The sequence below is a fragment of the Hufsiella arboris genome (assembly GCF_009834875.1).
In the GTDB taxonomy this organism is placed as follows: domain Bacteria; phylum Bacteroidota; class Bacteroidia; order Sphingobacteriales; family Sphingobacteriaceae; genus Hufsiella_A; species Hufsiella_A arboris.
Genome location: NZ_WVHT01000005.1, coordinates 396,137 through 418,670, shown reverse-complemented (window position 1 = coordinate 418,670; position 22,534 = coordinate 396,137). Strand labels below are relative to the sequence as shown.

At 43.2% G+C, this 22,534-nt stretch carries 19 protein-coding genes; 7 read left to right on the top strand and 12 right to left on the bottom strand.

The window, feature by feature from the left end; translation table 11 throughout:
* Positions 1-126 precede the first annotated feature (126 nt).
* Genes GS399_RS13015 through GS399_RS12995 form a run of 5 tightly spaced genes read left to right on the top strand, consistent with a single transcriptional unit; the run spans position 127 to position 2,946 of the window.
* Complete coding sequence (locus GS399_RS13015) at positions 127-705, top strand: LemA family protein (protein ID WP_160845071.1); 579 nt, start codon at positions 127-129, stop codon at positions 703-705.
* A 5-nt stretch (positions 706-710) separates the two neighbouring features.
* Positions 711-1,136, top strand: coding sequence for a TPM domain-containing protein (locus tag GS399_RS13010; RefSeq protein ID WP_160845070.1), 426 nt, complete (start codon positions 711-713; stop codon positions 1,134-1,136).
* An 11-nt stretch (positions 1,137-1,147) separates the two neighbouring features.
* Positions 1,148-1,948, top strand: coding sequence for a TPM domain-containing protein (locus GS399_RS13005; RefSeq protein WP_160845069.1), 801 nt, complete (start codon positions 1,148-1,150; stop codon positions 1,946-1,948).
* A 58-nt stretch (positions 1,949-2,006) separates the two neighbouring features.
* The gene (locus tag GS399_RS13000) at positions 2,007-2,411 is read left to right on the top strand and encodes a hypothetical protein (RefSeq protein ID WP_160845068.1); all 405 of its coding nucleotides are present in this window, start codon (positions 2,007-2,009) and stop codon (positions 2,409-2,411) included.
* Positions 2,404-2,946: an NUDIX hydrolase gene (locus tag GS399_RS12995; RefSeq protein ID WP_160845067.1), complete on the top strand. Its 543-nt coding sequence runs from the start codon at positions 2,404-2,406 to the stop codon at positions 2,944-2,946. Before GS399_RS13000 ends, GS399_RS12995 begins: the two co-directional genes overlap by 8 nt.
* 58 nt (positions 2,947-3,004) lie before the next feature.
* Here GS399_RS12995 and GS399_RS12990 read toward each other — a convergent pair whose 3' ends face one another.
* From GS399_RS12990 to GS399_RS12940, 12 genes are all read right to left on the bottom strand, one after another.
* Positions 3,005-4,615 carry an arylsulfatase gene (locus GS399_RS12990; RefSeq protein WP_160845066.1) on the bottom strand — a complete coding sequence of 537 codons (1,611 nt, stop codon included), beginning with the start codon at positions 4,613-4,615 and terminating at the stop codon, positions 3,005-3,007.
* Positions 4,616-4,639: 24 nt separating this feature from the next.
* Entirely contained in the window at positions 4,640-6,262 is a 1,623-nt protein-coding gene (locus GS399_RS12985) for a sulfatase-like hydrolase/transferase (protein ID WP_160845065.1), read from the bottom strand.
* A gap of 215 nt (positions 6,263-6,477) precedes the next feature.
* On the bottom strand, positions 6,478-8,292 hold the full coding sequence (locus tag GS399_RS12980) for an arylsulfatase (protein WP_160845064.1): 1,815 nt from the start codon (positions 8,290-8,292) through the stop codon (positions 6,478-6,480).
* A 27-nt stretch (positions 8,293-8,319) separates the two neighbouring features.
* A complete protein-coding gene (locus GS399_RS12975; protein WP_160845063.1) occupies positions 8,320-9,264 on the bottom strand; it encodes a sterol desaturase family protein in 945 nt (314 codons plus the stop codon).
* A gap of 13 nt (positions 9,265-9,277) precedes the next feature.
* Positions 9,278-9,436 carry a hypothetical protein gene (locus GS399_RS20690; RefSeq protein WP_202409460.1) on the bottom strand — a complete coding sequence of 53 codons (159 nt, stop codon included), beginning with the start codon at positions 9,434-9,436 and terminating at the stop codon, positions 9,278-9,280.
* A gap of 134 nt (positions 9,437-9,570) precedes the next feature.
* Positions 9,571-11,025 (bottom strand): DUF1254 domain-containing protein, encoded by a 1,455-nt coding sequence (locus tag GS399_RS12970; RefSeq protein WP_160845062.1) that lies wholly within the window; start codon positions 11,023-11,025, stop codon positions 9,571-9,573.
* Positions 11,026-11,036: 11 nt separating this feature from the next.
* The gene (locus GS399_RS12965) at positions 11,037-12,593 is read right to left on the bottom strand and encodes a sulfatase (RefSeq protein ID WP_160845061.1); all 1,557 of its coding nucleotides are present in this window, start codon (positions 12,591-12,593) and stop codon (positions 11,037-11,039) included.
* 8 nt (positions 12,594-12,601) lie between these two features.
* Positions 12,602-14,146 carry a RagB/SusD family nutrient uptake outer membrane protein gene (locus tag GS399_RS12960; RefSeq protein WP_160845060.1) on the bottom strand — a complete coding sequence of 515 codons (1,545 nt, stop codon included), beginning with the start codon at positions 14,144-14,146 and terminating at the stop codon, positions 12,602-12,604.
* Positions 14,147-14,158: 12 nt separating this feature from the next.
* Positions 14,159-17,326, bottom strand: coding sequence for a SusC/RagA family TonB-linked outer membrane protein (locus tag GS399_RS12955; RefSeq protein WP_160845059.1), 3,168 nt, complete (start codon positions 17,324-17,326; stop codon positions 14,159-14,161).
* A 449-nt stretch (positions 17,327-17,775) separates the two neighbouring features.
* Entirely contained in the window at positions 17,776-19,203 is a 1,428-nt protein-coding gene (gene dnaA, locus GS399_RS12950) for a chromosomal replication initiator protein DnaA (RefSeq protein WP_160845058.1), read from the bottom strand.
* A gap of 252 nt (positions 19,204-19,455) precedes the next feature.
* The gene (locus GS399_RS12945; RefSeq protein WP_160845057.1) at positions 19,456-21,003 is read right to left on the bottom strand and encodes an acyl-CoA mutase large subunit family protein; all 1,548 of its coding nucleotides are present in this window, start codon (positions 21,001-21,003) and stop codon (positions 19,456-19,458) included.
* Between the two features lie 3 nt (positions 21,004-21,006).
* Positions 21,007-21,534 (bottom strand): DUF7935 family protein, encoded by a 528-nt coding sequence (locus GS399_RS12940; RefSeq protein WP_500778609.1) that lies wholly within the window; start codon positions 21,532-21,534, stop codon positions 21,007-21,009.
* A 94-nt stretch (positions 21,535-21,628) separates the two neighbouring features.
* On the opposite strand from GS399_RS12940, the gene GS399_RS12935 reads away from it, so the two are divergent.
* On the top strand, positions 21,629-21,982 hold the full coding sequence (locus tag GS399_RS12935; protein WP_160845055.1) for a HesB/IscA family protein: 354 nt from the start codon (positions 21,629-21,631) through the stop codon (positions 21,980-21,982).
* 210 nt (positions 21,983-22,192) lie between these two features.
* Positions 22,193-22,507, top strand: a complete 315-nt coding sequence (locus tag GS399_RS12930) for a hypothetical protein (RefSeq protein WP_160845054.1) — start codon at positions 22,193-22,195, stop codon at positions 22,505-22,507.
* Positions 22,508-22,534: the final 27 nt, after the last annotated feature.

Sequence of the window (22,534 nt, the reverse complement as noted above, 5' to 3'; positions counted from 1 at the left end):
CGGATTGTTAAAAAATTCATCCAAAACTGTAACTTCATTAAATATTATCAATCAAACTGCAATTGATTTCTAACGTAAAAACAAATCGTCAAAAATTACCTTATGCACATAATAACGAATCAGAACATGAAAAGAATTATTTATAGCATCGCGGCTTTATTTTTAGTTTTCTCATTAAGCTCATGCGGGTACAACAGCATGGTTAAATTAGATGAACAAGTGCAATCGCAATGGGCGCAGGTCCAAAACGTATATCAGCGCCGGGCCGATCTTATCCCAAACCTTGTAAACACCGTTAAAGGCGCTGCCAATTTTGAAAAGGAAACATTGACGCAAGTTATTGAAGCCCGGGCAAAAGCGACATCGGTACAAGTTGATCCGACAAAGCTGACACCTGAATCTATTGAAAAATTTCAGGCCGCACAGGGCCAGCTATCACAAGCGCTGGGCCGTTTACTGGTTGTGACAGAAAACTATCCTGATCTTAAAGCAAACGCCAATTTCCAGGAACTACAAGCTCAGATAGAAGGAACCGAAAACCGCATTACTGTTGAACGTCAAAAATTTAATGAAGTAACCCAGGAATACAATTCCAAAATCCGTTCTTTTCCGAACAATCTGACCGCTGGAATTTTCGGCTTCCAAAAGAAAGGATACTTTGCAGCTGATGCCGCGTCACAAAAAGCGCCAACCGTTCAGTTTTAATAGCAATGACATTATTTAGCGACGAGGATCAGCAAAATATCCGCCAGGCGATAGAGGCAGCTGAGCTTTTCACCTCCGGCGAAATAAGGATCTGCATTGAGGAAACCTGTCCGGTCGAAGCCATCGACCGGGCGATTCACTATTTTGGGAAACTGGGTATGGATCAAACCGTGCTGCGAAATGGCGTGCTGGTTTATCTCTCATACTCCGACCGAAAATTTGCTATTATTGGCGATTCAGGAATTAATAAACTTGTAAAAGATGATTTCTGGGATAGCACCAAAGACCTTATGCTCAGCTACTTCAAAGAAAATAAGCTGGCAGACGGAATCATAGCAGGAGTCACCAAGGCCGGTGAGCAATTAAAAACTTATTTTCCGTACAAGGAAGGCGATAAAAACGAACTTTCCGACGATATAGCCTTTTTTTAAAATACAATCCCGTGCTTCGTTTTATTTATAGATTTTTATTTTCCCTTGGCGCACTGTTCCTTTTGACCGGCGTAGTGCTCGCCCAAAACTTTCCTGAAAAACCAGCAACTTTAGTTAATGATTATAGTAATACGCTGGGGCAGGATGAAATATCACAGCTTGAACACAAGCTCGTAGCGTTTGACGATTCAACCTCAACTCAGATAGCTGTTGTGCTCATCAAATCACTTGATGGTTATGATGTGAACGACTATGCTGTCCGGCTGGCTGAAAAATGGGGCATCGGGCAGAAAAAGAAAAATAATGGCCTTATCATCCTGGTTTCAACAGGCGACCGTAAAATATCGATCCAAACCGGCTACGGACTGGAAGGTGCCGTCCCCGACGCTATTGCCAAACGGATAATTGAAAATGAAATAAAGCCTGAATTTAAAAACGGCAACTACTACGCTGGTTTAGATAAAGGAACAGATGCCATCATTTCCTATACCAAGGGTGAATACAAGAATGACAATCCCCGCAAGGGCAAAAAAGATGGTATACCTGCCGGTTTAATTATCTTAATTGTCATCATAATTCTGGTTATTATTTTTCGCGGAGGTCGTGGAAATGGCGGCAACCAGGTTATTGGCCGTGGCGGCAGCGCCAGTCCGTTCTGGTGGTTCCTGATGGGCAATGCAATGGGCGGCAGTAATCGTGGAGGCGGCTGGGGTGGCGGAAGCGGTGGTGGTTTTGGCGGCGGAGGTGGCGGCGGTTTCGGGGGTTTCGGCGGTGGCAGCTTTGGCGGTGGTGGAGCAAGTGGAAGCTGGTAAAAGCTGCGAACATCCTGCCAAGTAATTTGTAGTCAATACATCGATAAACACGTCACCTATGATTAGAAAAGATTTTATTTCTGCTGAAATAGAGAAAATTGCACAAGTACTTGCCCGGGTTCTGGGCTTTAAAGTTGAAGGTAGAATAGACGAGGCACATGAGTTAATTAAGCAAACGCTTGATTCATCGTTCTCAATCCGGGAAAATGATTTTGAAGAATTTGATGCAGAAAAATTCCGGAATTCACTTGCCGGTTACCCCGAAAAGAAACTTGACCTGCTGGCTCAATTTCTGTTTGAAAGCGCACACCCATTCGAAGATATTCCCGAAACATACAACCGGCTTCGCGCTGTACTCATAATCTTCGACCTCATTGAAAAAGAATATAAAATGCAGTCGCTCGACAATCTTTCAAAAAGGGAAATGATCGATAATTTTTTGAATAATGACCAGTATGAGTGATCTGAAATGGAAAAAGCTTTCGTCGAGATATCTTGTTAAGGAAAACTGGGCAACGCTCCGTGTTGATACCTGCGAAATGCCTGACGGCACAATCATCGATGATTATTATGTTTTAGAGTACCCGGACTGGGTTAATGCCGTTGCCCTGACTGAAGATAACCAGGTTATAATTATCCGCCAGTACCGGCATGCCGCGGAAGAAGTGATCACTGAAATTCCCGGCGGCTGCATTGATCCGGGTGAAACACCCGATCAGGCTGTTGCGCGTGAATTATTGGAAGAAACCGGCTATTCATTCAATAAGTTTGAAAAACTGGCGGTGCTTTATGCAAATCCGTCAACGGCCAAAAATCAAACGCATACTTATCTGGCCACCGGTGGTAAAAAAATCCAGGAACAACATCTTGACGGCCGTGAAGAAATTGAAGTTGAACTGGTTAGCATCGATAAGTTAAAAGAAATGCTTTTCAATAACGAATTCGGACAGGCCTTGCATGCCAGCGCATTGTTCTATGCACTGGCAAAACTAGCCTGATTTCACCACACTTAACCAAAATCTTAAGCCAGGCGTTGGTAGCCCTGTAAATCAAAATTTAATTCATTTTTATTTCCAGCGCCGAACGCGGATTAATCAGATTGAAATCGAGAACAACGTTATTTTTATTGGCCCATTCCAGATATTCCAGCGACAACGATTTTACGATCTGAGGATTTTCAGCAGCCAGATTTTTAGTTTCTCCGCGATCATTTTCGATATCATATAACTCCCATTTGTTGGCCGGAAATGCGGATACTAGCTTCCATTTTCCTTTCCGGATAGCACGATTTCCCCACAGTTCCCAAAACAGCGGCTCGGGCCTTTGCAGTTCTTCACCTTTCAAAAACAAGCCTTTTAAACTTCTTCCCGGCAGCGGATTGATCGCCGTTCCCTGAAACGTTTTAGGATACTCGGCGCCGGCAAGCTCATAGAAAGTAGGTGCAAGATCTATCAGATGGACAGTTCCTCTGGCTTGCGTATTGGGCTTTATCTTACCCGGAAACCATGCGATAAATGGAGAACTCATTCCCCCTTCATACAAGCCCCCCTTAAATGATCGCAGCGGAGAATTTGATACGAACGACCAGTTTTTGCCCTGGGCTTCAAATGATCCAGCCGTTCCCACCGGGCCGGTATTCCGGCCTGCACGGATGCCATGAGCCACATTTTCAGCCGGTGCGCCGTTATCGGAGATAAATACGATCAGCGTGTTATCATCTTTTTTTAGTTCTTTTAGTTTGGCGAGCAGCTTACCTACGTTTTGATCCATCCGATCAACCATTGCCGCGAATACTTCCATTTTCGCTTTCCACAACTGTTTCTCATCGTATGTAAGGCTCTCCCAGTTGGGCACTTCGGCGTCACGAACGGCCACCGTTTGCCGGGGATCGCGTATGCCTAATTTTACCTGCCGTTCTAAACGTTCCTTACGCAAAGAGTCCCAGCCGATATCATAACGACCTTTGTATTTGGCTATATCTTCAGGAAGCGCCTGCAAAGGCCAGTGCGGCGCGTTGAAAGCGAGGTATAAAAAGAAGGGCCTATTGGTTTTGTTTTGTTCATCGAGATACTTTAATGCATGGTTACCAATCTCATCGGTAAAATAATAACTGTTGTCTGCAGGATGAAGCCTTACATTATTTTCAACAAGGGTCACCGGATAAGGAACGCCGCGTAATGGCATAGGTTTGGCGTCAAAATAATTCGCGCCTCCGCCAATCACACCGTAAAATTTCTCGAAGCCGCGCTGATTTGGCCAGGCCGTGCTGTCATTGCCAACATGCCATTTTCCCGACATTAGCGTACTATAGCCGTTTTGCCTCAACACTTCGGCCAGCGTTACCGACTTTTTATTCAAATATCCCTGGTATTCCGGTAATCCGAGATTCAGATCAAAATACCCAATTCCCGCCTGGTGCTGGTCCTGCCCGGTTAAGATGGAGGCCCTTGTTGGCGCACAAATGGCATTGTTGTAAAATTCCTTTAGCCGTAATCCTTGCGAAGCGAGACGGTCGAGGTTGGGTGTATGGATTTCGGAACCATAAGAACCAAGATCCGAATAACCCATGTCATCCACCACGATGAGAACTATGTTAGGTTTTTTTGTCTGACCAAATCCTTCATTAAATAAAAAAACTAATAACAGGCCAATAAGTAATCTTTTCATTATGTCTTGATTTCTTGTTGAAGTTTATATTTCAAACCGATCCGGTTTGTCGTCGGTAAAGTTTTTGTAGTATCCGGTGCCTGGCCAAAGCGGATTTTTCAGCCCTTTTTCCCAATCGGTTAGATCATTTTTCAGCTCTTTTACTTTTTCAGGATTTTTAGCCGCAAGGTTTATTTTTTCCGCTTTATCATTAGCCAGGTTGTAAAGGGCTGTAATATTGTCATTCAGGTTGAGGACTAATTTCCAGTCGCCTTTGCGTACCGCCTTGTTTTTTCCCGCCCGCCAATACAGTACCTCATGCGGCTGCCCGGTTTTTGCACCGGATAAAAAAGGAATCAGATCAACGCCGTCGTAAGATCTTTGAGGCAAGGATGAATGCGAAGCTGCTGCGGCCGTAGCAAAAATATCCAGTGATGTAACCGGATTTTTGTACTGAGTTCCGGCAGCAACGTGGCCCTTCCATTTCACTACGAACGGAACATTGATCCCGCCTTCGTATAATGACATTTTGCCGCCTTTTAACGGTGCATTAGTGGTAGCATGTGTGTAGGTAGCGCCGCCGTTATCACTCAAAAAAATAAAAATCGTATTATCATCAAGACCAAGGTCGGTTACCTTTTGCTGGATTTTCCCAACAGCGCTGTCAAGTCCGGATATAAGCGAATAATAAACGGCGTGATTTAAATCCGTTACGCCTTTTGCCTGGTATTTCGCAATATCTTTCTTAATCGCCTGGAATGGCGTGTGCGGAGCATTAAAAGGGACATACAATAAAAATGGCTTGCTCTTATTCTGATCGATAAAATGTGTGGCTTCTCTGGCAATGGCAAACGTATAAAATTCATTTTCAGAGATACTTTTACCATTGCGCTGTTTTTGAGACGTGCCGGAGTTACCGTTTTCCCAAATGTGCGAATCCATTATACCTTTATGATGGACATTAATAGTTGTCGCTGTATCGGTATACCATGAAAAAGCTTCATCAAACCCGTAGAAATAATCAAACCCATGCTTTATCGGACTGAATTGGGGACTGAATCCGAGATGCCATTTTCCGGTGACAGCTGTTGCATAGCCGTTTTTTCGAAGGAGGTCGGCAATGGTAATTTCCTGTTCCGGTAAACCCTGCTGATTGATAGCATTACTGTCCGGAACACTTGTTTGAGTTTTGAACTCCAATTCCTGGAGGTCGATGTTGCGGTTCACATAAAAACGCTCGAGCCTGTTTTTCATATACCGGTTTGCCGGCTGAAATTCATAACCGAAACGCTGCTGATACCTGCCGGTTACTAAGCCCGCCCGTGACGGCGAACAAATAGGGGCGGTAACGTAAGCTTCCGTAAAAGTTGCACCTTCGCTGGCAAGTTTGTCGATGTTGGGAGTTTCAACAACCTGGTTGCCATACAACGGAATATCGGTTTTCCCAAGATCGTCGGCTAATAAAATAATTATGTTCGGTTGTTTATAACCGGGATCAGAACTTGCTTTCTGACTTAGGAACAATTCTTTTTCCCGTATCTGTTTTCTGTCAGGAATAATTGCAAATGATTCAGATGCAAATGGCCAAAAGAGCCATAATACCGTAAACCCGGAAATTAATAAAACTGCGATAATTGAATAGGTGATAGCGTTTTTTTTTGCGGACATGATATGAGTTCAAGTGATTATTTAGCAAAGCTGCTTCTTCCCCGAACGCCCCATCGTCCGTTTACTTTATCAAGGATGTAAAAGGAATGCTCGTCGGCGATAACCGAATTATCTTTTCTGAAAACTAATAAAATAAAATTCTGATAAGGTACTTCATAAATAAAATTTAAAAACCGGGAAACATTTCTGCTTCCCGATCTCACTTCACCAACTAACTATTTCATTGAAAACACACGATTAATCACGTCATCCCAGGTAAAAAAGGGGTAAACATTGTATTTCTTTGCGTCGGCATCAAATAAAGCTTTGAGCTCGGCCAGCTTCTGCGGATATTTTTTTGCAAGATCGTTTCGCTCATTAAAATCTTCGTTGAGATTATAAAGCGCCCAACCTTCGTCCTCCGTCTTGTAAATACTGAACTTATTGAAAAGGCCATTTGAGATTGAAGGCTGGAATGCGAATCCTGCTTTCCATCCGTCTTTGTAAATCGCGTGCGAGCCGAAAATATAATAGTATTGTTCGGTGTGTTTCGATGCAGCTTTTGCGTCTGCAAACGAATAAACAAGCGATGTTCCCTGGATCGGATCCTGTTTAATACCACGAATTTCCTGAGGTGCCTGTATGCCGAGATATTCGAGCGTGGTTGGCAATAAGTCGATCACATGGCCGTACTGCGTACGTATAGCGCCTTTCTCTTTTATTCCTTTTGGATAGAAAACTATAAGAGGATTGCGTGTACCACCTTCTGAATTAGCATCCTGTTTCCAGAATTTAAATGGAGTGTTGGCCGCCTGCGCCCAGCCTAAAGGATAATTAGCTTCCGTACCTTCGGGCTTTCCGATAAGGTCTATTTTAGCCAGGTTGTATTTAATGTTCTCGTCTTCCGGCAAAGGCTTGCCAAACAAAGCGCGATCGACATCTCCGTTCAACGTTCCTTCCTTACTCGCTCCATTATCACCGATTACAACGAAAACAAGCGTGTTATCCAGTTGATTTATTTCTTTCAGGTAATTGATCACTCGTCCAACTTCGTGATCCGTGTAAGTGAGATAACCTGCGTACACCTCCATAAACCGAGCATACAATTTTTTCTCGTCTGCCGTTAATGAATTCCAGGCTTTGATATTTGGATTCCGTTCGGGCAATACAGCGTTGGCGGGAATAATTCCTAGTTTCTTTTGTCGGGCAAATACCTCTTCACGAAAAACGTCCCAGCCTTTATCAAATTTACCTTTATACGGATCGCTCCACTCGGTCGCTACCTGGTGCGGTGCATGCGTTGCTCCCGGCGAATAGTATAGAAAGAACGGCTTACCCGATTTTGCGGCTTGCTGACGGGCAATATAAGAAATGGCCTTGTCTGTAATCTGATCGTTCAAATGCCGGCCGTCTGGCTTTACGTGTGCGTTTTCTTCAACCAGATCTGGCTTATACTGGTCGGTTTGCGAGCCGAGAAAACCGAAAAAGTGATCAAAGCCCTTCCCTGATGGCCATCTGTCAAAAGGACCGGCGTCGGTAGCATCTTCATCCGGTGTTAAACCATATTTACCAACGGCGAAGGTATTGTACCCGTTTTCTCGTAAAATTTCTGCAATGGTTCCGGCATTTGAGGGAATGCGGCCGTCATATCCAGGAAAGCCTGCAGATAAAATTGTGTGCGCGAAACCACCCATATGCACCGAATGGTGATTGCGCCCGGTCATTAAGGCTGCCCTGGTAGGAGCGCAGATCCCGGCTGTATGAAAATTAGTATATCGCAGGCCGTTGTTGGCTAAATTATCGAAGGTTGGTGTGTTAATAACTCCGCCAAACGTGTTTGTCGCGCCGAATCCAACGTCGTCCAGTAATATCCAAACTACATTAGGCGCTCCTTGTGGCGCTTTAATATTGTGCGGACGTACTTCTTTGGAAGTGCTGACAGTGTTGCCAACAACACCCTGAAATGGCTGCTGTTGCTGACTATAGTTTTGCGCCCAAACGGCGGTTGTACCGGAAAGAACTATGATCGCAAGTGTTGCTAAATATTTCATTTTCTAATTATTGAGAATTACTTAGATTCAATGGCCCTTACCAACCCAAAGGACTGGTTCGGCATGCTGATAAAACTCTTCTTCATCTGTTTCTTTTTGAATATCGATGTCTTTGCGGACTGCCGGCCCGTCGGCTGAAAGCTCGCTTCCCTTGATATTAGATTTGAACAAGGGCCAGGCAAGCTGTGCATACCATGGATCGCCTTCATAATGAGAAATGCCATAAGCCTTCGGAAATTGCCGTGAAATGTGAGCGGTTCCAAAGATGACATCCCAGAAGAAAAACATATTCCCAAAATTTCCCTTGTAATAGCCAATACCATCATCTGTTGACGATGCGTGATGTGCATGGTGTGTAGCCGGTGTTGAGATGACCCGTTCAAAAACCCAGGCAACGGGATGTAAAAACTTATACTTGTAAAAAGGCTTATCCCAGGCAATACTCGAATGAGCAAACGTTACGATGATGCCTTTCAGAACCTTTACGAAAAGCGCGGGATATCCCAGGCCCAGGTAAACTAATGTTGTTGTGAGATATATCTGTGAAAAAAAGAAAGTATAAATCACGTTTTGGCGGCTCGCCATCGCCATGCCCATGTACGGAGCGGAATGATGCGTGCGGTGAAAGCGCCATAACCATGGAATTTCATGATGTAGGCGATGATACCAGTATTGAGTTAGATCATCCGCTATTGCAATAATTATAAATCCCCAGAAAAAAGGAACCCATGAAAAAACTCCTTTTAAATCAGGAATAATTAAAGGCAAAAACTTGAGTCCGAAATATGCTACCGCAGGACCAATAATAATAAAGGGAACAACGTAACAAGCGATATCCAGTATCTTTTCGTTCTTGTTCCATTTCTTTTCGTAGAGGCCAAGTGAGAACTCTGCGGTTCCCAGAATAAACACCAGAACGGGGAATCCCCAGCTGCTGAAATGCTTAAATACCGATTCGATAATAGCGATCATACTAGTTTGTTTTTTAATGGTTAATCGACGATTTATTATTTGGGGTTTTATCCTTCCAGGGCTTTTGGCCGGTGAGATAAAAAGTTAGAAACATGAGCAGTACCGGCAATGCATAAATGAGCAGGCTCAGTAATACGTTTCTGATAATTCTTTTCCGGGTTGCTTCTTCCATTTTCATAGCATTTTATTTGAGCAAGTGTTGAATAAGAAATAGTCCGCCTGCCAGAATGATCAGCGGAACGAGCGTGACTACAATACCTACGGCAATTTTTTTAAAAATCAATTCGAAATCCTGTGTGTTCATAATCACCTCCCTGAATTAGTTAACTGTTTTTGAAGTGGCGGCGTTGGCCATGTTGAATGATCTGACAGATATTGCTTTGTCGGCACATATATCCGCAGCACGACATTAAATCCTTCAGCAGGGGCCGGGAGCCAGTTGTTTTCTTTTTCTTTTCCCGGATTATCATGCTGAACATAAATATCCAGCGAACCATCAGCATTAAATTTTAAAGGATTTCTGTCGCCTATCGCATAGCGTTTGATCGGATTGTCAACCAGGTAACGATCTGTTCCATACATAGTGAGAGACCAAAACGCCGTCGACGGAGGAAGTTTTCCTTTACCAAAGTGCACGACATACTTATTTTCACCGCTTAATTTTTCTTTATCAGCGTCTGTTGAATAGCCGATGTAAGTTGCTTCTTCAGGTGTAAGTGCCCCCAGGCCGCCGTAAGCAACTCGTGCACGCAAAAGGAAATCGGTTCCATAGTCGCCGATTTTTCCTTTACCTTTTGAAGATATTGCAGACAGTTGGTTGCCGCCGCTGTCGAAAGTGGCATAAATTTGTGCCGGCAGGGCATTTAATTTAGCTTGTGTCTCTGCATCGAAAGCCGCTAAATTAAACAGACCGCCGGGCTTAATTCCTATTTGTTCTATTTTGGATAAAAGCTCTTTGTCTGCTGGCAGGGGCGGATTTTTGACCAGCAAATCATTTAGGTAATTGAAGTACCCGGTTATACTGATTTTCTTAATTGCCTGAACCAGGTTAACCTGCTTGCTCTTTACCTCGGTGATTATTGCGGGCGTATGCTCATAGGTAGTAATTTTCTCCTGAGACGTGTGTTGTTTGCCCCAATCCGCAAGCTTGGTTATTGTAAATTGATCTTGAATTTTGCTTACAAAATTCACCTGGTCATCCGGACTGTTGACCTGGATCCGGCCGATGATCCAAACAAGATCTGTTGGCGATTTTACTTCCTTCAATCCGCCAGGGACAATTCCTTTCCACTTCGGACCTGTGATTAAATACTGCTGAGGCTTTGTGCCGGTTGTTCGTTTCCCAAAGGAGGCAAAAACATTAGTCCAGGCATCCATTAACGGAACTACGTAATATCGTTCTTTTGTATCGGGAATGTTCAAAACGATTGCATCGTCGCCGAGATCTAAAAAAGCCGATGAATAGTTTGTGTCGTTGTTTGGCGCAACTACCCAGCGTGATGTGTGATCCGGAAATTTATGACCGTGATTAAATACGTTATTTTTTGCCTGTCCAGCCTGACGTGTAAAATCTGTAAATACAAGTGGCAGGCCGTATATGTAGGCTTCAGTTGCAAGTTTGATAACTTCCTCCTGGGAAATTGGATGCCTCGCATTAACACTGTCTGCAGCATTTGTTCTTGCGAAAGCTGACCTTTCTTTTAACAAGAAGCTGGTAAATAAGATGATTGCCGTTAAGATTTTTGTTATACCAGATTTCATATTATTGCATTTTAAATAGGAAAGTAGTTTACTTCATCCCCGTTTTTATACTCCATATACCACACACTTGGCCATGCCGGGGGGGCCAATGTCTTTTCCCATTGCAGCAATCGGGTATTTAATTCGCTGACTTTATCGGGATTTTTTTGAGACAGATCATGCTGTTCGGACAAGTCTTCCTTAATGTTGAAAAGGAGCTTCTTATGTTCCTTTTCGTTGATATAAAGTTTGTAATCCCCGCTGCGAATTGCTTTAGCCCAACCCGAACGCCAGTACAGCGTTTGATGAGGAATACCTGTCACTTTTCCATTCACGAAAGGCAATAAATTAACGCCATCATAAAAAACGTGTTCAGGTAGTTTAACCCCGGCCGCCGCTGCGATGGTAGGTAGAAAATCCAATGTGGATACAGGGTTATTATAGATTTTACTGGCAGGGATAGTACCAGGATATTTAGCGATATAAGGAACACGGATACCCCCTTCAAAATGCGTTGCTTTGCCGGCACGTAAAGGTTTATTGTCATACACGTGCGTATACATTGCACCGCCATTATCGCTGGTGAAGATTATCAGGGTATTTTTATCTAAGCCTAAATCGCTGAGCTTTTTAGTGATCGTTCCAACCGCATCGTCCAGGGATTTAACCATTGCCTCGTAAACCCGCTTTGTGCTGTCGCGGGTAGTTGTCACTCCGGCGAAATCTTCTTTTTTTGCCATCAGTGGATCATGCGGAGCATTGAACGGCACGTATAAAAAGAAAGGATCAGCCTTGTTCGCTTCGATAAATGAAGCTGCCTCGTCGCCGAAGCGTGTGGTCAGGTACTCAGTTGTTGAAATCACCTCGTTATTTTTCCTCAATTTAACAGGGCCTTTGCCATACTTAATGATCTGGGCGTTCCAATATAAATGAGGAAGATCTTTGACCACCAGGTCAACATCATCGGTAGAACCATAGCGCGAACCGCCGCTCAGAAAACCGTAATGGTAATCAAAGCCATACTTTTCGGGAATAAAATCCTGAGTTTCTCCCAGGTTCCACTTGCCTATAATGCCTGTTTTATAACCTGCATTTTTAAGCAATGAAGCAATAGTTATTTCACTGGCTGGTAAACCCTGCGGTGTTTTGTTGTATGCAGCCAGATCCAAACCATCTATTGTATAAAACACTCCGAATTTTTGCAATGCTTTTTTACTTGCCTCAGCGTGTGCTTGATCCTGCACTCCCCACGTCTCGGGAGTTGCAGCGAAAAACTCGTAACCAAAGCGCTGCTGGTACCTGCCGGTCATAAGGCCTGCCCGCGATGGCGAACAGATCGGTGCTGAAACATAGCCTTGTGAAAAATTTGTTCCTTCCTTGACCAAAGCATCAATATTTGGTGTGCTGATCAGTTTATTTCCATAAGAGGAAAGATCATTGTAACCAAGGTCATCTGCAACAATCAAAACGATGTTCGGACGTTTGCCCTTTGGCTTTTCATCGGCACCCGCCAGATTGACGCTCAAGGAAAAAACAACCGTCGCCGACCAGGTAAATAATTTCGATATTAATCGTCTGTTCTTCTTCATGACCGTCTTTAGTCAGTATATCCCGGATTTTGAGGTAATCCGTCCGGATTTAAGTCTCTTTCTGATTTCGGAATCGGGTATAAATTATTACGCTCGGAAACGCCCGCTTTTTCAGGAACTTTTTTTAGCGCAGTCACTAAACGGCCGGTGCGTACCAGGTCAAACCATCGCTGTGCTTCCTGGACAAATTCCAGCCGCCGTTCCAGGTATAACGCATCCCGGAAGGAAGATTGCGTAAGGCTGGAAAGATCGACAGTTACATCCGGAGAAGTTATTGGCCTGGCAAAAGCACGCCTATGCACCTGGTTTATCGCATCATAGGCTTCAGATGTAGGGCCGTCTTTTTCATTCAGCGCTTCCGCCAGGATCAACAATACGTCTGCGTAACGCAATACGGGGAAATTGATGTTGCTTTGATTTGGAGTTGCCAGAACCGACCGGTCGATGTATTTGCCGAAAAATGGTTGTGTATAAACGAAAGGCGTTCCTGTGGCTGGATTGACGATAGAGGTATAAAACGTCACATCCCGACGAGTATCGCCCGGCTGAAATAAATCATATAATCCGTTGTTTGCTGCAGGGACGTCTGCCGGAAGCCGGGCTGTTGTAAAACCAACAAAATTCGCGCCCATCATGGAACTGCCATTCCCTAACCCCGCGTTTGCGTCAAATTGAGCCGAAAAGATATGTTCGCCGGTATTCTCAAAGCTTTTACTTGTGTTGAAAACATCGGAAAATTTATCAAACAACTTATAGCCAAAGCCGCCATCCCTTACTTCCCTGGCTTTCGCGATTGCATGGTCGTAGTCCTTAATGGTTAAATATACCTTTGCGAGCAGAGCCTTTGCAGCACCGCCTGTTGCTCTTCCCTGGTTGTTAACCGGCGTCGGCAGATTCTCTGCTTCTGTCAGATCTTCGACGATTTGTTTATATATCTGTTCTTTGGGCACTCGCGACGATTTTAATTCGCTGGGTGTTACAGAGGTTGCATCATGAAGTACCAGCGGCACATCACCCCATAAACGAACTAGATTGAAGTAAGTAAGGCCGCGCAAAAATTTGGCTTCACGGATCAGCTTTTGTTTTGAATTCTGATCAAAGCTGATTGCCGGAATTTGGTCTATTGCCAGGTTGGCGCGATTTATCAATGTATAAAACTGTCGCCAGGAAACTTGCAAACGGTCGTTACTCGATACATAGGTAATCGCGCTTAGTGCCCTAACGTTTGGATTGATTGCAGAAGGCCCTGCCGACAAATCGTCGCTGACCATATCTGTCAAAAAGTTTAGTTCGCGGCCATAAATAGGCTGCTCGCCCGGGTCAAACACAAGCTCGTTGTAAATACCTGTTACACCGGCGTTGGCATCCGCTTCGGTTTTATAAAATTGTTCTTTGGTGACGAAACCTTCCGGCTGAATGTCCAATTTATTGCAGGAACTGGTAAATAATGTAATAGCCAGAGCCGATTTTAAAAGAACCTTTTGTAGCAGGGAGCTCCGGTCCTTTAAGTTGGTCCGGCGTATTTTATATTTAAGTATAGTCGACTTTTTCATTATTGTAGAAAATTAAAATGAGACGTTTAGTCCAGCGAGAAATGTGCGGTAGTTTGGATACGCGCCGTAGTCAATTCCCTGTGCTGTATTACTTTGCTCGAAACTGCTAACCTCCGGATCGTAACCGGTATATTTTGTCCAGGTAGCCAGATTTTGCGCCGTTACAAATAAGCGAAGCTGCTTGGCTTTAATTTTCGAGATAAGTTCATTTTTGAAAGTGTAGCCTAAGGTTAAAGTTTTCAGCCTCAGGTATGAACCATCTTCAACATAACGATTTGACATCTGCGCCACAGGTGAATTGGTAGCTCTCGGAATTTCGTTACTAGGATTGGTCGGTGTCCAGCGGTTTGCGATATCCGCGGTAGAGTTCTGTACAAGGTTGGTGATTTCGAGTTGCTGTTTAAACGCATTGTAAATTTCATTACCATAACTGCCCTGGATAAAAACCAGCAAGTCGAAGTTTTTATAACCAAACGTGTTTGACAGACTTCCGGAAAACTTAGGTTGAACGCTGCCAAGACTGACTTTATCGGCCGCGGTTATCGCTCCATCATTATTGGTATCAACGTAGCGCCTGTCACCGAAAGTATCTGAAGCTTTAATCTTAGGCAACTTGCTCATCTCATCCCCTAATTGAAAAATTCCATTTGTGCGGTATCCCCAAAAAGTTCCTAATGGCTGACCGACGATGATATTTACAGGCTGTAATAGGTTAACTGTTGAGTTATTGATATTGGCAAAAAATGATTTGACGTTTTCACCAAGGCTTAACACTTTGTTTCGGTTAAGCGAATAGACCAGCGAGGTCTTCCAGGTAAACTGGCTCTTGCCGAGATTGTCCGAATTGATTCCCAACTCGAAGCCTTTGTTTTCAACACTGCCTACATTTTGAAGTGAGGTTGCGAATCCTGAACTGATAGGGATGGGTACATTTAAAAGAAGATCCGTTGTTTTTTTATAGTAGGCGTCTGCCACCAGACTAATTCGGCTGTCAAATAACCCTAAATCGATACCGGCGTTGTATTGAAGCGTTTTCTCCCATTTCAGGTTGGGATTCGACAAACTTGCCGGTGCAAACCCGGTAGTAAGCGAAGCGAAATTGTAAGTGACAGCATTAAGCGGAGCGAGCGCCTGGTAGTAACCTATTTCCTGGTTACCGGTAGATCCGACGCTGAAACGTATCTTCAGATTACTGATGGCATCAATATTTTTTATAAATTTTTCATCGCCGGCATTCCATGACAGGCCGACGGATGGAAAGTAGCCCCAGTAATTGCCTTTGCTGAATCGCGATGAACCGTCTGCCCTTCCTGAAAATGTAAAATTATAGCGATGCAGGAAAGAATAATTGATTCGCGCTAAAAAGGAATTTAATGACCACTCATAAGTACCTGACGATGGTGTATTTATTTGCGCCCCGCTTTGCAAATTATTATAAGTCGTCTGATCTGTTACAAAGTTTTTCGAGCCGGCAAGTACGTTTTCACTTTTTGAATGCTGCGTGGTGTAACCCGCCAGAACGCTCAGTGTGTGTTTGTCGTTAAACGAGTGGTTATAATTTACGGTATTTTCGTTCAACCAGCTATTCGTTTGCCTGCTTCCAACAGCGGCTGATCCTAAAAGCAGATAGCCGTTACTAGAATTTGAAGGCGCATAATAATTTTGCTTTGCGCCGATCAGGTCAGCGCCAACACTAACTTTCGCACTGAAATCCCTCGTAAACTTATATTCACCGAAAGCGTTGCCGAGTATTCGCGTAATATTGGTTTGGTTTGTTACCAGGTCCAGATCATACACCGGGTTTCCGGGTGTCGTCATGTAAGGGTTATTAAGATTAAAAGTACCGTCGGCATTGTAAAGCGAAATAACCGGCGAGGTAACAATTACATTAGTTATAGCATTAGGACTTGATAAGCTGGTGCTCGATGAATTTGTGGCCGCTCCCTGCGATGTACTATAACTGCCGGTTGAATTAATTCCGAATTTAAATTTGTCAGAAAAATCCCGCTCATAGTTAAACCTTCCCGCGTACCTGGTGAAATCCGTGTTTTTTACAATTCCGTCCTGAGAAAAATAATTTCCTGATACCGCAAACCGGGATTTATCGTCACCGCCAGCGAAAGAAAGCTCGTGGTTTTGCACTGGCGAGGTATGAAACGCCGCGCTTTGCCAGTCAGTTCCGTTACCAATTGCCGCGATCTGGTCGGGAGTAAACGACGCGGGTTGATTTGTGCTTGCAAGAATATCGTTTCGCAGCGAGGCCCACTGACTGCCGTTCAGCAAGTCGATCTTATCGGAAAGCTTTTGCGTTCCGTAATAACCCTGGTAGGATACGCTATTTGATCCTCGTCTACCTTTTTTTGTTGTTATCAGCACAACTCCGTTTGCACCACGTGATCCGTAAATAGCCGTCGCCGACGCATCTTTTAAAATATCAATCGATTCAATATCGCTCGGATTGATGGTAGAAAGAGCATTTGTGCCGGCGCCTGAACCAGCCCCGGTTGAGGTGTTGCCGTTATCATTGTAAATTGGAAATCCGTCAATTACATACAAGGGCTCGTTGCCGCCGGTGATAGAATTTCCGCCGCGTATACGAATGCTGGCAGATGCACCTGGCTGACCAGAGCTTTGTGTTACCTGAACTCCCGGGGCAGCGCCGCGAAGCAGGTTGTCAACAGACGGAGATACCTGATTTAAATTTTCACGTGGAACGGATGATACAGAACCTGTTACATCACTCTTGCGTTGTGTGCCATACCCAACAATTACTACATCGTTAAGCAAATTAACCGATTCTTCAAGCTGAATTTCGACAGTGCTTTCGCTAACAACCAACTCCTCCTTTTTGTATCCTATTAAACTGACGATCAGTGTATAAGGGAATTTCTGGCCGGTAACAAAATTAAACTGCCCCTGATCATCTGTCGCCACTTCGTGAGTAGTTCCTTTTATATGGACAAGCACACCGCCCAACGGAGATTTTGTTCGCGAATCGATCACCCGGCCCCGTAAGGTCGAGTTAATCAGCGGCCGCGTTGTCTGGGAAAACGCTGAAGAATAAATTAAAGAGGTAAGAAACAGACTAACCAGCATCTTCAGTGTCTTGCCTGTTTTATTTTGGGTGATTACCCGCAAAGCCGGAAAGGAAAGCGTCCCGGCTTTTCCAATATTTTGCATAATTTTACATGATTTAATTTGTGGATTGAAGCAGGCGACAACGCCAATTGAATACCTGTTTCATAAATTTTTGAATCCGGAGGGAATGCCATTTGCATTCCCTTTCGTTTTTAAGTACATATTATTTTCATACGCTAATTGAAATTAATATTAGTGATCAGTGGTCGGCAAAAGCCGCAAGAAGAATAAATGAGAGTTCAGCCGGAACCGCCAGAGATTAGTATCACATTCGGCAACAACACCAACAACGACAACACTTTGAGTAAGTGGCTCTATTGATTTGTGCTAATGTGTCCATTTTGTTTGCTTTGAAAAAACGTCTTATTCGTTTCGACATTGCAAATGTAAAATAAAGATTTATTTAAACAAATAAAATCTATAGATTTTATAGACTATTAATAAAAGCAATAAAAAAAACCGCTTTTTCAGCGGTTCCCTAAATCTTTTTATTAAGACATTTTAAGCTTTTTTTGGATGTCCTGCACATATGCCTTAAACTTCTTATCCGTATCAATCAGATCTTCAACGGTTTGACATGCATAAATAACAGTTGAGTGATCCCGGCCACCGAAGAACGCGCCTATCGATTTAAGAGACGTTTTAGTATGGCTTTTTGCAAGGTACATGGAAATTTGACGGGCTTGTACAATTTCACGTTTACGGGTTTTGGATTTCACCATTTCGACCGGAACTTCAAAGTACTCGCAAACCAACTTTTGAATATATTCCATTGAGATTTCCTTTGAAGAATTCTTGATGAAATTTTTCAGCATCGATTTAGCGAGGCCAAGATCAATTTCCTTACGGTTCAGTGTCGATTGAGCGAGTAAAGAAACCATCGCACCTTCCAATTCGCGCACGTTATTGTCGATATTATGAGCCACATACTCAACTACTTCGCCCGGTAGATCAATTCCATCGGAATACATTTTCTTTTTCAGGATGGCCATACGGGTTTCCAGATCCGGAATCTGTAAATCTGCAGAAAGCCCCCATTTGAACCTGCTTAATAAACGCTCTTCCAGGCCTGCCAGATCCTTAGGTGGTTTATCAGATGTTAAGATAACCTGTTTTCCTGACTGGTGGAGATGGTTGAAAATGTGAAAGAATATATCTTGTGTCTTTTCTTTACCGGCAAAGTTATGAACGTCATCCATAATGATCACATCCATTGCCTGGTAGAAATTCACGAAATCGTTAATCGTATTATTCTTTAACGAGTCGACAAATTGCTGACAGAATTTTTCGCAGGATACGTAGATAACCAACTTATCCGGAAGGCTTCTTTTGATTTCATTACCAATAGCCTGGACAAGATGGGTTTTACCCAAACCAACGCCGCCATAAATCATCAGGGGATTGAAAGAAGTACCACCCGGCTTTCCGGCTACCGCATAACCCGCAGAACGGGCAAGGCGGTTACAATCACCTTCTATAAAGTTCTCAAAGCTATAGTTTGAGTTCAATTGCGGATCAACCTGAAGCTTTTTTAATCCCGGAATAACAAAAGGATTTTTTATATCCTTATTTAATGCAACAGGAATTGGGATAGATTGATTTTTACCTTCAGCACCGTTTCCGTTGGATGGCATATTAGTAGTAAACGGTTTGCTGTTTGAAGATTTTTCTACAACAATATTATACTCAAGGCGACCTTCGTCTCCTAATTGCTTTTTGATAGTCTTTCTAAGCAATCCGACATAGTGCTCTTCCAGCCACTCATAAAAGAATAAACTAGGCACCTGGATAGTAAGAACATTGCCTTCTAACCTCAAAGCCGAGATCGGCTCGAACCAGGTTTTAAAACTCTGGGGAGGTATGTTGTCCTTAATAATCTGGAGGCAATTATTCCATACACTGGTACTAGTTTTTTCCATATAAAAATTCTAAAAATCTGATTTACAAGTAATGCCGAAGGAAAACATGGGGTCGCTTCGGAACATCGAATATTCGAAAAAAAATTTACTCTTTAAACTTATTTTTAAAAATAGTATTAAGTTATTGTTATCCAGCGAGATAATTCGTTTACCTGATACTTTTATTGTCTTAAACGTCCATAAAACACCGTTTTGGATTTCAGCTCCTTTTTCCATTCTGATCGGTAAAAAAAAGCTCGTATTTTCAGCCTTTTAATATTCACCAAACTGGCTTCGCAATGTATCGGCAATTTCGCCAAGAGTAGCGTACGCTTCTACGGCTTCTAAAATAAATGGTATCAGGTTATTGGCAGTTCGGGTAGCGTCTGATAGTTTATTTAACGCTTCTCTTACCAGTTCATTGTTTCGCTCCGCTTTTAATTTTTTCAGGCTTTCGATCTGAGATTTTTCGCTTCGCTCATCCACCCGAAACGGTTCTTCAACAAGCTTTTCTTCGGTGGTGAATTTATTCACTCCAACAATAATCCTTTCGCCGTTTTCAATAGCTTGCTGATATTTATAAGCCGATTTAGCAATTTCATTTTGCATGTATCCGGCTTCTATCGCATGCACGGCTCCCCCCATCGCGTCAATATTTTCGATGTATTGCCAGGCAAGCGTCTCAAGCTCATCTGTAAGCGATTCGACAAAATAGGAACCGGCAAGCGGGTCCGCGGTATCGGCTACCCCTGTTTCATAAGCAATAATTTGTTGGGTTCGCAAAGCGATCTGTGCCGCCTTTTCTCCGGGAAGCGAAAGGGCTTCATCATATCCGTTTGTATGAAGCGATTGAGCTCCTCCTAAAACTGCGGCGAGCCCTTGCATAGTAACTCTTGCAATATTATTTAACGGCTGCTGAGCCGTCAGCGTAGAACCGCCTGTCTGCGCATGAAACCGTAATTTTTGTGCCGCTTCCTGGCTCGCTCCGAACTGCTTTATAATTGTTGCCCACATCCGCCTTGCCGCCCTGAACTTTGCAAGTTCTTCAAAGAAATTGTTGTGACAGTTAAAAAAGAAGGAAATGCGCTTAGGAAAAATGTTGATGTCTAAGCCCCTTTCAATGCCTGCTTTAATATACTCTTTTCCGTTAGCTAACGTGAATGCCAGCTCCTGCACGGCATTTGCGCCGGCTTCGCGGATATGGTACCCTGATACGGAAATGGTGTTCCAAAGCGGAACTTCTTTTGCACAATATTCAAAAGTATCGGCAATGAGTCTCAGCGATTGTTCCGGCGGATAAATATAAGTTCCCCTGGCAACGTATTCTTTCAAAATGTCGTTTTGCACGGTCCCGCTCAATTTAGCCAATGAATGTCCTTTTTTCCTGGCGACCGCAATATACATGGCGAGTAAAATTGGTGCCGTGGCATTAATGGTCATCGATGCGCTCACTTCTTCGAGATCTATTCCATCGAGTAATATTTCCATGTCGTGCAACGAATCAATAGCCACACCAACTTTTCCAACCTCACCTTCTGCCAGCTCATGATCGGAATCATAACCGATTTGAGTCGGCAGGTCAAAGGCGATCGAGAGCCCCGTCGTTCCATGAGCCAACAGATAGCGGTACCGCTTATTAGATTCCGCCGCAGTTGAAAATCCAGCGTATTGGCGCATTGTCCAAAGTTTACCACGATACATATTTTTTTGTATCCCACGGGTAAAAGGAAAATGTCCCGGAAGTTCTTCATCTGGCCTGCCAGCCGTATAAACATCCTTTATTTCAATTCCCGAATCGGTTACCTTGTTTTTACTGGACATATATTAGAATAATTCGCTTATATCTTTTTTTATCAAATGCAACGCAGCGTCATAAACGTTGTCGGCTGAGGCAAGTTTGTTCAATATTGTACGGCTAAAATCACCGGCGTTACTGTCAGAATTCATCTGTGCAAAGCTCCCGTTAATCAAAATGATAGTATCATCTTTAATCTTCTTTAAAACAGCCCACGAACTTTCGGAGATATACAATTGCTGAGTAACGTTGTGCTGAAACTCCGTCCTGATCTCGGCTAAAATTAGCTTTTGCATTTCGGCGGCAGACAACCCGGCTACATGAAGCCTTAATAACATGTTACTCGGATTAATACGCTCGATAAAAAGAATAGCTCTCTCGTATGCTTGCAGACGAAGCGGTATGATATGCTGAGCGCTGGCTTTCCTTTGTTCAATAAGCATCCATTTGGTTTTACTTTGCAGATACGCTTTTAACAAAACCCAGGATATAAAAAATGCGATGGCACCAATAAAAAAATACAGTAAAAAAGAAATTAAATAGACGGATTGAAACATGGCTAGAATTTGTTTAGAGATGGTCATAAAACCACTGAGAGAACAAAAATGTATAAATTAACTTATATTTGTCACTCCCAATAAATAAAAGATTATGAGTACACTAACTGCAGCTGAAACTGCACCGGTATCATTAACAGAAGGCGCTATAAAAGAAGTAAAAAAACTGATCGATCAACAGGAACTTGGGCCCGATTACGGTCTGCGCTTGGGTGTTGAAGGCGGAGGCTGTGCCGGTATGAATTATATTTTGGGGTTTGACCAAATGAAGGATGGCGACCAGGAGTATAACATCGAAGGAATACGTGTTTTTATGCATAAAGCCCATGGTCTATATCTTGTTGGTATGCAGGTTGATTTCCAGGACGGCCTGAACGCCCGCGGTTTTACTTTTAATAACCCTAACGCTGCGAGCACGTGCGGTTGTGGCACGAGCTTTTCTGTTTAAGAAGTTCATTCAATAAAAATTTTTAAATCCCGCCCTGTGCGGGATTTTTGTTTTACGGCTGTTTCATAATTCGGCAAGGTGTTGATTTATTCAACACTATTCAACATTTCGCATACAGCCTAACACATTGAAAAACAGCTCCTTATTTTATTGTAATTTTTTTGGCACCATTATGTACCTAATGCATTCGTCAACATTTAGATACTATTTATGAAAAAGATCATTTTATCCGCTGCAGCAGTAGCCATTTTGGGAATCAGCGCTACTAAAGCAAGCACAATCACACGGCCCTACATCTCTACCAATACCATACAACAAGACAGTACACAAAAAGCTACTGTAAAATTAACAGATCTGCCTGAGGCTGTTAAAACAACATTAACATCGGATGAATTCAAAGAATGGATTCCATCAGCAGCTTTCCTTGTAAAATCGAAAGATGCTGAGTATTATGAAGTTCAGGTAACAAAGGGTCAGGAAACCAAAGCCGTTAAAATCGATAAATACGGCAAACCTGTCAGCTAAACACAGCTTTTTAAAATTAACAATTAA